The following is a 14,824-nucleotide window of genomic DNA, read 5'->3' as shown; positions in this document are numbered from 1 at the left end:
GAGTGACATGGGTCGCAACCGGCTAAGGCTTGAGCGAATCGCCGCTTCGATCTTGGCTTGAATCGGACTTGCTCATTGGCACGAACTCGATGGTGAGTCCAGGTCCCAGCGGGTGCTGGAAGGGACTGCCAGGCACATAGCCGTAAGCCTGGTAGAGCCGGACGCCCGGCAGCGTCGCCATCAATTCGAACCGGGAGAAACCGCAGGCGCGCGCTTCGGCTTCGCAGCGCTCGAGGATGGCCCTGCCGATCCCTCTCCGGGCATGCGCGGGATCGACGAAGAACGCGCGAATCTTTGCGGCGTCCACCCGCGGATCGAGCTCCGCAGCGTCGCGTTCGGCATGGGCGTCGCCACCGAAAAGTGTGCGACGCCGGCTCCACCCGCCGCAGCCGACGATTTCGGTTTCCGTCTCGACCACGAAATACGTGCCGTCCCTGATGAGTTGGGTGTCCACGCCGAATGCGCCACGCAACGCGCCTTCGATCTGTTGCGGCGTGTAGTCGTGCGCACTCAACTCCCGTGCCGAGCGTGCGATCAGGGCATCGAGCCTGGGTTGATCGTCTGCGATGGCCTTGCGTAGCTGATAGGGCATGCGGGATGTGCTCAAGGCATCGTCACGGGCAAACCAAGGAACGCGCCGTATTGTTTCGTAGTGCGGGCCAAGGCCTGGTGTTGGGCGCGTGGTAGCGATGCAAACAAGTTGGGCAAGACCATGACGGACTGCTTCTGCACTGCGCGCTTCCACACGCCGGCAACGCGGCCGTCACGGATGATGCTGGCGTTGACCAGGCCGTTGATGCCGATGACCTGGCGACCGAGGCTGGTATCCAGTGCGGCACTGCGGTCCTTGTAGGCGACGAGGTATTCGTCGAACGGCGGCAGCAGGTGGATGGCGCTGCTTTTGTGTGACGGCGTCGCATCGGGCGACAACCAATACGTCGAGCCGTCGACGACATCCCGCACGAGGCGCGATTGCGCCAGTGCGATGCCGGCCTGCGCATCCTTCACCGTGAGGTTCGACCACCAGGCGAAGTCCTGCGCGGTGGCCGGGCCGCGGCTGCGGAAATAGCGGTGTGCCAGTTCGGCCAGCGCTTCCTCGCGGGTCTTGCGGGGGACGGCGGGCAGCCATTCGTCCAGCAACACGAAGGTTGGTTGCTTGCCCGCACGCGGGCCCAGGCAGATCAGGCCTTCCTGCGCGAGTCGGCCGGTCACGTGGATGCCACGCTGTTCCGCACAGCTGACGCCGCCCTCGTCCAGTGCTGCGTACAGCGCGCCGCGCGTCAGCGCCTTGCCGCCGGCAAGGGCTTTCCCGACGATGCGACGGCAGCGTGTGAGCATGGCGGCATCGAGGCCGAAGTCGCGCTCGATGCGGGCGGCATTGAGCGCGATCACCCGTGGCGTCAACAACTCCAGCATCCAGCGCGCGTCTTCCGCGGCGACGAAATGCAGGGTGCCGCGCATCGGCCAGGTACGCACGATCCTGCGTTCGGCGATGGCCTGCTCGATCACGGCTTCGCTCGCCGCACGCATGCGCAATCCCACTGCCCACAGGGCGCCGTAGTAATCCTGGGCCTGCATCGCGACCAGCCAGCGCACGACGTCGGCAGGCGTGTCGAAACGCGCGGTGGCAATGCCTTGCGCGTGTAGACGGTGCTTCAGCAGGTTCCGGGTCGTCATTGTCTAATCGTGCTGTCTTGTGTGCGCCAGGACATCACCAATCGAATCGGCCCCTGGGGCATAACGCGCCATTCCCCATCCAGCCGCAATCACGAAAGCCGTGGTAAGCACAAAGGGCAAAAAAGTCCGGCGAATGGCGGTTTCCAGCCAATGGCCAGGCTCCAGTCCGCGGAGGCGACGATACAAACTGGCTGCAAGCACGCCGTCGACCAACAGTTCCGCAAAAAGAACAGGCGCGGAATAGACGACAAACAGCGACGACAGAACCAGCGCAGCAACGAGCAGTAACGCGACCAACGGGACGGCCAGTTCATCCGCATCCGGAACCGCGCCCAAGGCTTCGCTAATCGGGCTTGCCGTGTCTTCGAGCGCATTTGTCCCGCCATCGCTGGCCTCGAACGAACTGCTGGCGCCACCACCACCGCTGCTGCCGCCTTGTCCACCCCATTCCGCCGAGCATTCATTAGGGCGACGCGAAAGATCCAGTCCGGAGACGTCGGGAACATCCAGGTAGTCCTGCGGACGTGTGCGCAACCATAGCCAGAGCAACATCAGGAAGGCGAGGTACGCGAAGCCAAGCGCGAGGAGGTATCGGAGCCACATCGCGTTGAGCCCGGCCCGCAGCAGCAAGTACGACGCGATAAACCCGGCAGCGCCAGTCATCGTCACCAGCAGCAGCATCTGCAGGCGCGGATAACCATCGCGTTCCAGCCGCAAGCGCATGCGATGGATCGCGTGGCGTCGCCCCATCGCGTTGTATCGGCCCATCACTTCTCCTTGCGCCAGTTCACCGACGCGCGGTTTTCCAGCGTGCTCGATTCGATCTGGATGTCGAAGCCCTTGCGCAACAGGTATTTCAGCGTCAGCACCTGGCCGGTGCCGAGCAGCGAGACCCCGTAGCCGACGTACAGTTTTGGCGACAGGTATTTGCCGACCCCGAACACGCTGCCGCCTAGCGCGCGCGATTGCATCACGCCGGCGTCGTCGAGGCCGATGCGTGCGCCGAGTTGCGAAGCGAGCAGGCTGCTGCCGGCGGAGAGCGCGGCGGAGGCGGCGCTGAGTTGTCGGCCTTCGGCATCGCTGGCGGTCGATAATGGACGGCCGAGCGCGAGGTAGGCGAGGGCTTCGGATTCATCCATCGCCGGGTTCGCCCACACCTGCGCCTGTGGCGCGGTCGCGCGGCCGCTGACCTGGATGCCGGCGGTGACGTCGCCAACGACGCGTTCGGCGCGGATGTTGAGCGCGGGATTGGCGATGGCGTTGTTCGACCAGTTCAACTCGCCACGGGTGATGGTGAGCTCTTGTCCATACGCTGTGTAGCGGCCTTCGGTCTCGAGCGTACCGTTGGCGGTCATCTCGCGCCCCGGACGCTGGCGCACGCGCAGGCTCCCCGTGAGCGTGCCGTCGAGGCCGAAGCCGTTGAGTTTCACGTCGTCGCCGAGCGCCAGCGTCAGGTCGAGATCGAGCGGCGTGGCGACGCCACGCTTGGGGTCGACCGGATCGAGCACGACCACGTCGGGCGATGCGGACACGCCTTCGTCGAGGCGCTCGAGGTCGATGCGCGCCGACGGCACGCCGACGGTGCCGGTGACATTGAGCGGCTGCTCGGCGGTGTAGCGCACCACCACGTCGGGATCGATCACCGCGCGCAGGTCACGCGTATCGGATGCCAGCACGTTGGCGCCGCGCACGTTCAGCACGAGCGGCGTGTCGTTGCCGTACCAACCCAGCGTGCCATCGAGGTTGAGCGTGCCATCGCCCGACTTCAGGCTGCCGCGGATGCGCGCGCTGCCGTCGGGCTGTGCATCGAGGCGCACATCGCCCTGCTGCAACGTGATCGCCAGCGCCGGCAGTTCGGTGTTGAATTCGGACAGGTGCGCCTGCCCACCGAGCGTCGGTTGCGCCCGCGTGCCGCCGAGCGCAATGCGGCCATCGAGGCGACCCTTGGGCTCGACGATGTCCGGCGAGAACAATTCCATCCAGGTCAGTTCGTCGGTGTTGAGCGCGACTTCGCCGGCCAGTGGTGCGTACTCATCCCAGCCGGTGCTGATGCGTGCATCGACGCGGCCATCGGTGTTGAGGGTGGTGCCGAGGATGGCAGTGATGCGTTGCGGATCGAAGACCGCATCCAGCGCCAGGTTGTCGTAAGAGGCGATCTCGCGCCGCGCGCCTTCGCTCAGCTTCAAGCCGCCACTGGCGGAAGAGATCTTCGCGTTGCCGCGCCAGCTGTTACCGACCGGGCGCAGCTGTCCATCGATGGCGATCTCGCCGCGCAACAACCACTGCCGGCCATCGTCGCGTTCGGGCAGGTAAGGCGTGAGCAGCGTGAGCGGCAGGCCGTTGCCGTCGACATCGAGCCCGCGCCGCGGCCAGTCAGCGCTCGCGCACAGCGCGCCGCCACCGCTGGAATCGAGGCAGGCGCGCGACAACGCGCCGTTGCGACCTGCGGTTGAAGAGGATGTCCACGAGAAACGCGCCGGTTGCTGCAAGCGCCAGGTCGCGCCTTTCACCGGTGCGAGCTGCAGCGATGCCAACGCTCCCCGCCACGTGTTGCCGCGCTTGTTGGCGTTGCCGCTGAGCGCAAGCGTGCCGAATTCGCTGCGCACATCGCCTTCGAGCTGCAGCTGCTCGACCGCGCCGCGTGCATTCACGCGCAGGCTGTCGAGGGCGATGCCGACGTCGAGGCCTTGTGCATCGATCGTGATCGCACCGTTGCCGCCGCGCCACGGCAAGCGCCCGTGGGCCTGCAGCGACTCGGCGCGATAATCGCCCCAGCGCAGGCCGTTGGCGTCGAGATCGGCATCGACGTTTGGCGCATCGCGCGCGCCGCTGAGCGCTAGCGTGCCGCGCAAGGTGCCGGCCGCATCCGGCCACAAGTCGTTGAGATGCAGCGGTGCAAACCGTGCATCGACAGCGAGTTGCTTGCCGACGCGGCCCTTGGCCTCGATGCGACTGTTGCCCAAGGACAATGCGAGATCGCCATCGACATCCTCGCCACGCAGCACGAACTTGCCGTGCCCGGCGAGCGCGCGCCCACGCAGGCGCCCACCGAGTTGCGGCACGTCGAGGCTGGCATCGAAACCACCACCGTCACGCGCCGCGCCGCGCGTGGCGAGCTTGCCGTTGACCGCGCCGTTCCAGCCCGGGAAGAAATAACCGGGATCGAAGCCGGCCAGCGTCGCCTTCAAGTCCCAGCCCAACTGCGGCGACCAGCGTGCGCTGCCGCCTGCTTCGAGCGTGCCGGTCGGCATCGTCGCGCGCAGCGAACGGATCGCGACCTGTTCGCGATCGCCGCGACCGTCGAAGCGCACGTCCGCGCGCTGCTGATCGCGCACGATGCGTGCGTTGCCGATCGCGGCCCAGGCTTCGGGTTTGCCGGCGATGCCGAAATCGGCGTCGGCGATGACGGAAGGTGTGTTGTTCGCACCACCCCAGGTCAGGCCGCGCGCATTGATCGCGAAGCGCAGGTTGGAGTTTTCCGGAACGCGCAGGTCGGCATGACCGCGCAGCGTGGTGCGACCCTCGAGGGCATCGATGACCAGGGGCGCGACCCGCAGCACTTGGTCTTCGAGCGAGACCTGCGACGGCTGGATCGTGGCGACGAACTCGCCTTGCGTGATCTTGCCCTGCACGCTGGCGTGACCGCCGACACCGTTGGCGCGCAGATCGAAGGCCAGCGGCGTGCCGGCGTCGTCTTCGCCCATCAGCATCGCCAGGTCGAGTGCATCGGTCTTGGCGCGTGCACTCCAGCGCGGATCGTCCTTGCCACGCAGGACCAGGCTCGCGCGCAGCGGCGCCGGTGCGCGTCCCGCGATCGCCACATCCATGCGCGCCAGATCGCCACGTGCGACCAGCCCGAGGCGCAGCGGCGTGCGTCCCGTCGATGCTGGCAACACCGCGGTGGCGAGCAGGTCGCTGCGGTAGTCGTCACGGGGCATGTAGTCGCCGTGCACGGTGAATTGGCCGCGATCGCTGTCGACAGTGAGGTGTTCGACATGCAGTGCGCCGCTTGAGGCGTCGATGCCGCCACGCGCGTGTTCGATGTCGATCAACGGCTGGCCATCGCGCGTGACCTTGAAGCCATCGATGCGGAACGCATCCGCCTGCAGCGCCAGCGGCGGATCGATGTGCGGCAGCGATTCCGGCCAACGCGGCAACTCGAACGGCTCGTCGCTTTCCGGGATTTCCAGCGCGGCGCCGGTGATGGCCAGTGCGTCCAGTCGCAGACGCCGGCCGAGCAACGGACGGATCGCCGGATCGAGCGTGACGGTGCGCGCGTTGAACACCAGCCGCTTGCCCGGCACGCTGACATCGCTCAGGTGTTCGAAACGCACGCCGTGCAAAGTTAGTGGTCCCGCTGCGGGGCCTTCCGCGCTGTCCCAGTGCAGCGTCGTGCCTTCCGGCAGGCGCGCGACGATCTGCGACAGCAGCAGGTCGCGCCCACCGATCGTGTTGAGCAGCCAGTACACGAACAGCGCGAACAGCAGCACCAGCGCGATTCCACCGAAGCCCGCGCCCCAGTAGATCTTGCGGCGACGCGACATGCGCCTGGGAGTCGGCGTCGGCGTGTTCACAGGTCGGCACCGATATTGAAGTGCAGCGTGAACGGCGAGGTCGCATCATTCAGGCCGCGCGCGACATCGATGCGCACCGGTCCGACCGGCGAACGCCAGCGCAAGCCGATGCCGACGCCGGTGCGCCAGGCCGGCGTGTCGTTGAAGGCGCTGCCGGTATCGACGAACACCGCTGCGCCCCAACTGCTGTTGAAGTACTGCTCGTATTCGATGCTGCCGGTGGCGACGTTCTTCGCACCCAAGGCGAACGTCTTGCTGCCCACGGTGATGCGCGGACCGATTTCGCGCCACTCGTACCCACGCACGCTGCGGTCGCCGCCAGCGAAGAAGCGCAGGCTCAACGGCATTTCGACCAGCGCGTTGGTGAAGGTGTGGCCGAGTTCGCCGCGTGCGATCAACCGGCTGCTCGCACCCAGGCCGCGGAACCAGCGCAGGCTGCCGTGCATCTGCACGAAGGTGGCGTCGGAACCCACGCCTTCCACGCCGCCACGCAACAGCACCGTGGCGCCAATGGCGTCGCGCGGATACAGGCGGTCGTCGGCGTTGATGTATTCGCCGCGCAGCGACGGGAATAGCAATGAGGAATAGCGCCAGTCCTCGACCGGCATCGTCGGGTCCTCCGAGACGAAGCGCCAGCGTTCGCGCAGCGCGTGCAGCGAGGCGGTGGCGGTCCAGAAATCGTTGATCTCGCCGCTGCGGCTGGCGACGAACTCCAGGCGCCGCGTGTCGGCGAACTCGGTCTGCTCGTCCGCACCCTGCAGGCTGGCGGTGTACCAACCATCGAGCCAGGCGAATGCGGGAATGCGGTACTGCACGGTCGCGGTCTTGCGGAATTCGGCCCAGTCGACCTGCGCCAGCAGCTTGTGCCCGCGGTCGTTGAGATAGCGGCGCTCGAGTCCAAGCCGCACGCCGGCGCCGCTGTCGGTGCCGTAGCTCAAGCCTGCGGTGTAGATGCTGCGCTTGGCCGGGGTCAGGTGGATCGCAACCGGCACGCGACCGTCGACGGCCTGCTCCGGCTGTGGCTCGATATCGATGCGGCCGAAGTAGTCGAGGCCGGTGAGCGATTTGCGCAGGCGATCGAGGCGACTCTGGTGGTAAGGCTCGCCTTCCTTCCAGTCCACCAGTTTGTCCAGCAGGCTCTCGCGGATGATCCGCTTCGGCGCCTGGTTGAACGTGACGGTGCCGATCCCGTAGCGCATGCCGCTGTCCCAGCGCAGCGCGATGTCGGCCGCGTGATCGGCGCGCGTGACCTCGACCTTGCGCTCGACGAAGTCGGCATCGAAGTAACCACGCTCGGCCAGGCGCCGGGTGATGCGCGCCTTGCCGGCTTCGTACACCGCGTGGTCGAACACGTCGCCGACATGCGGCTGGAACGCCGCGATCTCCTGTTTGAGGAAAAAGTCGCCCTGGCCCGCGCCATCGATGGCGATGTCGGATCTGCGCACCCGCACGGGTGCACCGAGCTGCACGCTGATGGTGACCGTGACCGGCGCATCCTCAGCTTCATCGCGGCTGCGTTCGACCGTGATCTGCGGCGAGTAGTAGCCGAAGGGTTCCAGCGCTTCGCGCGTTTCGGCCTCGGCTTCGCGCACCAGGTAGGCGAGGCGGCGGCCGGAGAGGTCCTTGCCGATCGCGTCGGTCAGCGACAACGCGGTGCGCACGTTGATCGTCATCGTTTCGTCGAGGCCGAGGATCTCGACGTTAGTGACCGTCGCCGCCTGCGCCGTGCCGGCTGCGACGAGCAATGGGATCGCAGCGGCGAGCAGGCGGGGGACTGGGCGCATCGCGGAAGGATACCTGTCGCGCGTCAAGAACGATTAACGCTTTCGCTCTGCCCTTGCTCGTCATTCCTGCGGCTTTCAACAGCCGAATGGCTGTTCAAGCAGGAATCTAGTGACTTGCTTGCGATCTCCGTGGCTCTCAACAGCCGAATGGCTGGCAAGGCGGGGATCCAGTGTCTGCCCTTGCGTTGCCTTGAAGACAGAGCATTCCGCTGCTGCGCATCGGGTCACTTTTCTTTGCTGGCCCAAAGAAAAATAACCAAAAGAAATGGCCTCCTTGGCAAGAGCACACCCCGCGGCGTGAAGGTCATGGAGATTTTCCGACTCGGCATCCTGCCTCGGTCGGAAAACGGCGCACGTCCTGTGCGCCGCCCTTCGGGTTATGGAGGAATGACGCGGGTGCGGCATTCCCAGAGGCAAGAGCGAAGCGGTTAGGTCGACAGGTGTTCGATTGCCGCAACGCTGCCGAGGCGATCCGCCAGCCGCTGCAGCAATGCCAGTCGGTTGTTGCGTACAGCCATATCGTCGACGTTCACCATCACCCCGTCGAAGAACGCATCGACCTGCGGCCGCAGCCGCGCGAGGCGGCCGAGCACGGTGACGTAGTCGCGCTGCTTCAGGGCTTCATCGGTGTCGGTGATGGCTTGCGCGACCGCATCGGCGAGGTCCTGTTCGGCACCCGGCGTCAGCAGCGAAGCATCCACGGTCGACGGAATCGTGCCTTCGACCTTCTTCAGGATGTTGCGGATGCGCTTGTTGGCCGCGGCCAGCGCTTCGGCTTCCGGTAGCTTGGCGAATTCGCCGATGGCTTTGAGGCGGTGGTCGAAGTCGAGCAGGGATGCCGGGCGTAATGCCGCAACGGATTCGAACTGCTGCGGGGGAACGCTCTGGTCGGCGTAGTAGCCGCGTAATCGCTCAGTGATGAACTCGTAAATCTCTTTGACGTACTCCGGGTGCGCCGTACCTATGACCATTTGCCCGATGGGTACTTCAACGCCTTGCGCCCGAGCATGATCTGCTGCGCGAACTTTCTTTGTAAGATCGGATTCGGCAACCGCAAGCGTCACTTCATTAAGGGCGCTGACGATGAAGCTCAATACATTGAGATCAAGTCTGCCTTCGATCAGTGTGCGCGCAAGGCCTAACGCATTGCGCCGTAGCGCAAACGGATCTTTATTGCCGGTGGGCTTCAATCCGGCAGCAAAGCCGCCCGCCAACACATCGAATCGCTCGGCAATCGCCAGCACCTGCCCCAGCTTGCTCGGCGCGACCGCATCGCCCGAGAAACGCGGCATGTACGCCTCGTCGATCGCGTTGGCGACTTCGATCGACTCGCCTGCAACCGCGGCGTAATAGCGGCCGGCGATCCCCTGCAGTTCCGGGAATTCGTTGACCAGGCGCGATTGCAGATCGGCCTTGGACAATTCCGCAGCACGGCGTGCCAGTTTGGGATCGACGCCGACTTCGCCGGCGATCGCTTCCGCCAGTGTGGCGACGCGGGCGACTTTGTCGGCGACGGTGCCGAGCTTGGCCTGATAGGTCACGCTCGCCAGGCCGGTGTTCATCGCCACCAGGCCCTGCTTCATGTCCTCGACGAAGAAGAACTTGGCATCGCTGAAACGCGGGCGGATCACGCGCTCGTAGCCCTTGCGGACTTCGGCGACGTTCTTCGATTCGATGTTGGCGACGCCGATGAAGCGGTGGGTCAGCTTGCCGTCGCCGTCGAGGACCGGGAAGAACTTCTGGTTGTCTTCCATCGTCGCGATCAGCGCTTCCTGCGGCACGGCCAGGAATTCGTCTTCGAAATCGCAGGCCACCGCGCTGGGCCATTCGACCAGGCAGTTCACCTGCTCAAGGTTGCCGGCATCGATGCGCGCAACGCCACCGCCAGCCTTCGCGGCCTGTTCGACTTCGCGCACGATGCGCGCGCGGCGCTCATCCGGATCGACGAGCACCTTGGCGCCGCGCAGCGCCTCGACGTACTCGCCGGGCTGGCCGATCCACACCGCCTTGTCGTGGTGGAAGCGATGGCCGCGGCTCATGCGGTCGCTGCGGGTGCCGAAGATGCCGCCTTCGACCACGTTCTTGCCGAGCAGTAGCACCAACCAGTGCACCGGGCGCGCGAAACCATAGTCGTGATCGCCCCAGCGCATCGGCTTGGGGATCGGCATCGCCGCGATTGCTTCGCGCAGGATCTCCGGGAGCAGGCCCGCAGTCCGCGCGCCGGGCTTCACCGCGCGATGGACGAAGCGTTCGCCCTTGTTGTCGCTGGTCTTCGCGAGCTGCGTCCATTCGACGCCGGCCTTCTGCGCGAAGCCCTGCAGCGCCTTGGTCGGTTCACCGTTGGCGTCGAGCGCGATGTTGAGATACGGGCCGAGCACTTCCGACTGCTGCTCCGGCTGTTCGCTGGCGACGCCCGGCAGCAACACCGCGAGGCGACGTGGCGAATACAGCGGCTTGGCTTCACCACGATCGAGCGCGATGCCGCGCTTCACGAGGCCATCGATGACGCCGTCGAACAGCGCCTGCGCCAGCCCGGGCAGCGCCTTGACGGGCAGTTCTTCGGTGCCGAGCTCGATCAGCAGCGGTTGCATGGTCGCAGTCATCACACCACCTCCTGCTGCGACAGCAGTGAGGTGCGTTTAGCGACATAGGCCTCGGCCACCGCCTGCGACAGCTTGCGCACGCGCAGGATGTAGCGCTGGCGTTCGGTGACGCTGATCGCGCGGCGCGCGTCGAGCAGGTTGAACGAATGCGAGGCCTTGCAGACCTGGTCGTAGGCCGGCAACGGCAGGCCGAGTTCGACCAGGGCCTGCGCTTCTTTTTCGCACGCATCGAAGCGATGGAACAATTCTTCGACGTTGGCGTGTTCGAAGTTGTAGGCGCTCTGTTCGACTTCGTTCTGGTGGTAGACGTCGCGGTAGTAGACCGTGCCCTGCGGGCCGTGCGTCCACACCAGGTCGAACACGTTGTCGACGTTCTGCAGGTACATGGCGAGGCGTTCGAGGCCGTAGGTGATCTCGCCGAGCACCGGCTTGCACTCGATGCCGCCGGCCTGCTGGAAATAGGTGAACTGGGTGACTTCCATGCCGTTCAACCACACTTCCCAGCCCAGGCCCCAGGCGCCGAGCGTCGGCGATTCCCAGTTGTCCTCGACCAGGCGCAGGTCGTGCACCAGCGGGTCGACGCCGAGCGCCTTCAACGAGTCGAAATACAACTCGACGATGTTGTCGGGATTCGGCTTCATCACCACCTGGTACTGGTAGTAGCGCTGCAGGCGGTTCGGGTTCTCGCCATAGCGGCCGTCGGTGGGACGACGGCAGGGCTGCACATAGGCGGCGTTCCACGCTTCGGGTCCGAGCGCACGCAGGAACGTGGCCGGATGGAAGGTGCCGGCGCCGACTTCGAGGTCCAGCGGCTGGATCAGCACGCAACCCTGCGCGGCCCAGTAGGCGTTGAGCTTTTGGATGAGCTCTTGGAAAGTTGGGCCGGTCATAACCGTGAGCGAGGTCCGTGTCTGGGCGCGGAAAAGCGGGCTAGTATAGTTGTCAAACGCACGTCCGAGCCCGCGTTGGGCCGACGTTTTTCAGGGTTTTTGCCGGTTGAGAGCGCTGTTTTGAAGCAACCCTTCCTCATCCTCGAAACCGGGCAGCCGGTGCCGTCGATGCGCCGCCACGGCGGCTTTCCGCATTGGATCCGCGTCGCCGCCGGGCTCGAACGTGATGCGGCCGTCGTGACGAACGTCGAAGGCGGCGATGCATTGCCGCCGCGGCAGGGCTTTGCCGGCGTCATCGTTACCGGTTCGGCGGCGATGGTCACCGAACGCCACGACTGGAGCGAACGCAGCGCCGAGTGGTTGCGCGAGGCCGCGCATGCCGGGCTGCCGTTGTTCGGCATCTGCTACGGCCACCAGCTGCTGGCGCACGCGCTGGGTGGCGAAGTCGGCGTCAACCCGGCCGGGCGCGAGATGGGGACGATCGACCTCGAGCTGCATCCGCATGCCGAGCATGATCCGTTGTTCGCAGGGTTGCCGGCGCAATTCCCGGCGCAGGCCACGCACCTGCAGACCGTGCTGCGCGCACCGGAGGGCGCGACGGTGCTGGCGAAATCCGCGCAGGACCATTGCCACGCATTCCGCTGGCAGGATCACGTATGGGGCGTGCAGTTCCATCCTGAGTTCAGCGTCACCCACATGCACGGCTACGTGCGCGCGCGCCACGATGCGCTCGCCAGCGAGTCGCGGTGCTCGAAGCAACTGGCGCGCAGCATCAGCGCCGCGCCACATGCGCGCAAGGTGCTGCGGCGGTTCGTGCGCCATGCGCGCGGGCTGCATGCGCGCTGAGGCTTTCGTCTAGGATGGCTGCCGGGGAGCAGCGCATGCTCGACATCACGACCCACAACTTCCAGGGGTAGGGAACATGCAGACACGTGCAATGGGGCCGGGTACCGGCTGGAGCTGGTTGAAACGGGGCATCAACCTGGGCGCGCGCAATCCGAAGGCGATCTTCGGCGCCGCCGCGCTGTTGTTGGTGGTGGGGCTGATTCCCACCGCGGTCCAGTTGATCGCCCAGTTGGGCTTCGGTATGCAGGGCCCTGCGTTGCTCAGCGTGGTGGGCGTGGTGATGCTGGTCTCGCTGGTGGTGTTGCCGCCTTTGATCGGCGGTTTCCTGCGCGTCATCGATGCCAGCGAGCACGACCGCCCGGTCGCGGCCACGGCGTTGTTTGACACCTACAAAAGCGGGCAAGGCGCAGGCCGGATGATCGGCTTCGGCCTGATCATGACCGCGATCTACATCGTCTGCTTCGTGCTGCTGGTGCGGGTCTGCTTCGGCGAAGGATTCTTCGAGTGGTACTGGCAAGCGGTAAGCACGGCCGCGCAGCAGGGTGGGGATCCCAAGGCCGTGCCTCCGGTTCCTGCCGGGATCACCGCGAACTTCGGTTTGTTTTTCGCATTGAGTTTCGTGTTCGTGCTGTTTGTCGGCGGGATGTACGCGATCGGGTTCGGCCAGGTCGCGTTGGGCTCGCGCAGTGTCGGCGGCGCCGTGGTCGACGGCGTGGTCGGTACGCTCAAGAACCTGCTGCCGATCCTGGTGCTGGCGATCTGCGCCTTCGTGCTGGGACTGCTGCTGGTGATCGGTGTCGGATTGCTGGTGATGCTGCTGGCGCTGCTTGGCAACCTGATCCATCCGACGCTGGCGGTCGTGCTGGCGCTTCCGGTTTACATCGGCATGTTGCTGGTGCTGTACGTGGTGATGTTCGGCGTCGTCTACCACCTGTGGCGTGATGTCTGCGGCAGCGAGACGCCCACGCGCGACGACGCAGTCGCAGCCTGAGCTCGGGGCCTAGCCCAGTGCGCGCAGCAGGGCCGCATCGAGCGCCTGCTGCGCCCACCACGAGACACCAACGCAAGCCAGCACGAACAGCACGGCCTGCGCGATCAGCCAGATTCGCGCCCACTGCGGCATGGGACCGGGATGTCGCGCGAGCACACGCGTACCGGCGATACGGTCGTGCAGTGCGCGATGTTCCGGTGGCAATGCAGCCAGGGCATGGCCGAGGTTCAGGCTCAGCCACGACAGCACACCGGCGCCATTGCGCAACAGGCTGAGCGGCAAGGATGGCGCCGCACCGGCGCGATCGGCGACCACGATGCCGAGCAGGCGCTTGCCTGGCGTGCCGCGCCAGCGCGTTTGTTCGAACGCGACGTGAAAGAGGCCGGTCAGCATTGCGAACGTGATGAGCACCGGCTGCAGTCCGTGCGTGAGCGCGGCCGCGAGCGCCTGGCTGCCTTGCAACAGCACTGGATCGTGGACGAGCGCGAGTGCGCTGCCGATTGGATCACTGCCTTGCTCCAGCAACCGGGCCATGGCGCTGGCAACCTCATTGAGCAGGGTCTGCGCCGCGGCCGTCGTCGCGGCGCCCATGGTTGCGAGCGACGACGCAGCCAGCATGCAGGTCAGCGGTAGCAGGATCGCCGCATCGAGCGTCCAGGCGGCGCAGCGTTTCCAGAATCCCGCAGGCGCCATCTCAGTTCGAACGCGGTGCCAGCAATCGCGCAGCGATGATGCCCAGCTCGTACAACAGCACCATCGGCACCGCCAGCAGCAGCTGCGAGACCACGTCGGGCGGGGTGATGACCGCCGCGATGACGAAGATGCCGACGATGGCGTAGCCGCGCCATTCGCGCAGTTGTGTCGGCGTCACCCAGCCGAGCAGTACCAGGATCACCAGCGCCACCGGCAACTCGAAGCTGAGGCCGAAGGCGAGGAAGATCACCAGCACGAAATCGAGGTAGGCGTTGATGTCGGTCATCATCGCCACGCCTGCAGGCGTGACCTTGGCGAGGAAGCCGAACACCGTCGGCAGCACCAGGTAGAACGCGAACCCGCAGCCGGTATAGAACAGCGCCAGCGCCGAGCCCAGCAGCGGCATGGCGAGGCGTTTTTCGCGCTGGTACAGGCCCGGCGCGACGAAAGCCCAGGCCTGGTACAGCAACCATGGCATCGCGATCACCACGGCGACGAAGAAAGCCAGCTTTAACGGTGCGAAGAAGGGCGAGGCGACCTCCACTGCGATCAGTTGCCCGCCGGCCGGAAGCTTGGCCAACAGCGGCGCCGCCAGCCACGCATACAGGCGATTGGCGAACGGCAACAAGGCGACGAACACGACCAGCAATCCGACCACTGCACGCAGCAGGCGTGCGCGCAGTTCGATCAGGTGGTCGATCAGCCGGGTTTCCGGCGCTGACTCAGCGTTGTGCATCGTCGTCGTCCGCGCGCGGTGTGGTGCCGG

11 protein-coding genes are annotated in these 14,824 nt (G+C 65.9%); 2 read left to right on the top strand and 9 right to left on the bottom strand.

Features of this window, described 5'->3' with window-relative positions; all coding sequences use genetic code 11:
- Positions 1-22 precede the first annotated feature (22 nt).
- From MO486_RS08235 to glyQ, 7 genes are all read right to left on the bottom strand, one after another.
- Positions 23-592, bottom strand: coding sequence for a GNAT family N-acetyltransferase (locus MO486_RS08235; protein ID WP_242906100.1), 570 nt, complete (start codon positions 590-592; stop codon positions 23-25).
- Positions 593-603: 11 nt separating this feature from the next.
- Positions 604-1,677 carry a winged helix DNA-binding domain-containing protein gene (locus tag MO486_RS08230; RefSeq protein WP_242906098.1) on the bottom strand — a complete coding sequence of 358 codons (1,074 nt, stop codon included), beginning with the start codon at positions 1,675-1,677 and terminating at the stop codon, positions 604-606.
- A 3-nt stretch (positions 1,678-1,680) separates the two neighbouring features.
- On the bottom strand, positions 1,681-2,400 hold the full coding sequence (locus MO486_RS08225) for a hypothetical protein (RefSeq protein ID WP_242906096.1): 720 nt from the start codon (positions 2,398-2,400) through the stop codon (positions 1,681-1,683).
- Positions 2,401-2,444: 44 nt separating this feature from the next.
- A complete protein-coding gene (locus MO486_RS08220) occupies positions 2,445-6,251 on the bottom strand; it encodes a translocation/assembly module TamB domain-containing protein (protein WP_242906093.1) in 3,807 nt (1,268 codons plus the stop codon).
- On the bottom strand, positions 6,248-8,035 hold the full coding sequence (locus tag MO486_RS08215; protein WP_242906091.1) for an autotransporter assembly complex family protein: 1,788 nt from the start codon (positions 8,033-8,035) through the stop codon (positions 6,248-6,250). Before MO486_RS08215 ends, MO486_RS08220 begins: the two co-directional genes overlap by 4 nt.
- Before the next feature lie 428 nt (positions 8,036-8,463).
- Positions 8,464-10,638 carry a glycine--tRNA ligase subunit beta gene (glyS, locus tag MO486_RS08210; protein WP_242906089.1) on the bottom strand — a complete coding sequence of 725 codons (2,175 nt, stop codon included), beginning with the start codon at positions 10,636-10,638 and terminating at the stop codon, positions 8,464-8,466.
- On the bottom strand, positions 10,638-11,528 hold the full coding sequence (glyQ, locus tag MO486_RS08205) for a glycine--tRNA ligase subunit alpha (RefSeq protein ID WP_242906087.1): 891 nt from the start codon (positions 11,526-11,528) through the stop codon (positions 10,638-10,640). The genes glyS and glyQ overlap by 1 nt, the downstream gene beginning before the upstream one ends.
- A 99-nt stretch (positions 11,529-11,627) precedes the next feature.
- On the opposite strand from glyQ, the gene MO486_RS08200 reads away from it, so the two are divergent.
- Positions 11,628-12,374: a glutamine amidotransferase gene (locus MO486_RS08200; RefSeq protein ID WP_255746374.1), complete on the top strand. Its 747-nt coding sequence runs from the start codon at positions 11,628-11,630 to the stop codon at positions 12,372-12,374.
- Between the two features lie 76 nt (positions 12,375-12,450).
- Positions 12,451-13,365: a hypothetical protein gene (locus MO486_RS08195; RefSeq protein WP_242906085.1), complete on the top strand. Its 915-nt coding sequence runs from the start codon at positions 12,451-12,453 to the stop codon at positions 13,363-13,365.
- Between the two features lie 9 nt (positions 13,366-13,374).
- Here MO486_RS08195 and MO486_RS08190 read toward each other — a convergent pair whose 3' ends face one another.
- Entirely contained in the window at positions 13,375-14,058 is a 684-nt protein-coding gene (locus MO486_RS08190; RefSeq protein ID WP_242906083.1) for an RDD family protein, read from the bottom strand.
- Position 14,059: 1 nt separating this feature from the next.
- A complete protein-coding gene (gene tatC / locus MO486_RS08185; RefSeq protein ID WP_242906081.1) occupies positions 14,060-14,794 on the bottom strand; it encodes a twin-arginine translocase subunit TatC in 735 nt (244 codons plus the stop codon).
- Positions 14,795-14,824: the final 30 nt, after the last annotated feature.

It is taken from the genome of Lysobacter sp. CFH 32150 (assembly GCF_022758295.1).
Lineage (GTDB): Bacteria > Pseudomonadota > Gammaproteobacteria > Xanthomonadales > Xanthomonadaceae > CFH-32150.
This window is presented reverse-complemented; position numbering and strand designations above follow the sequence as displayed.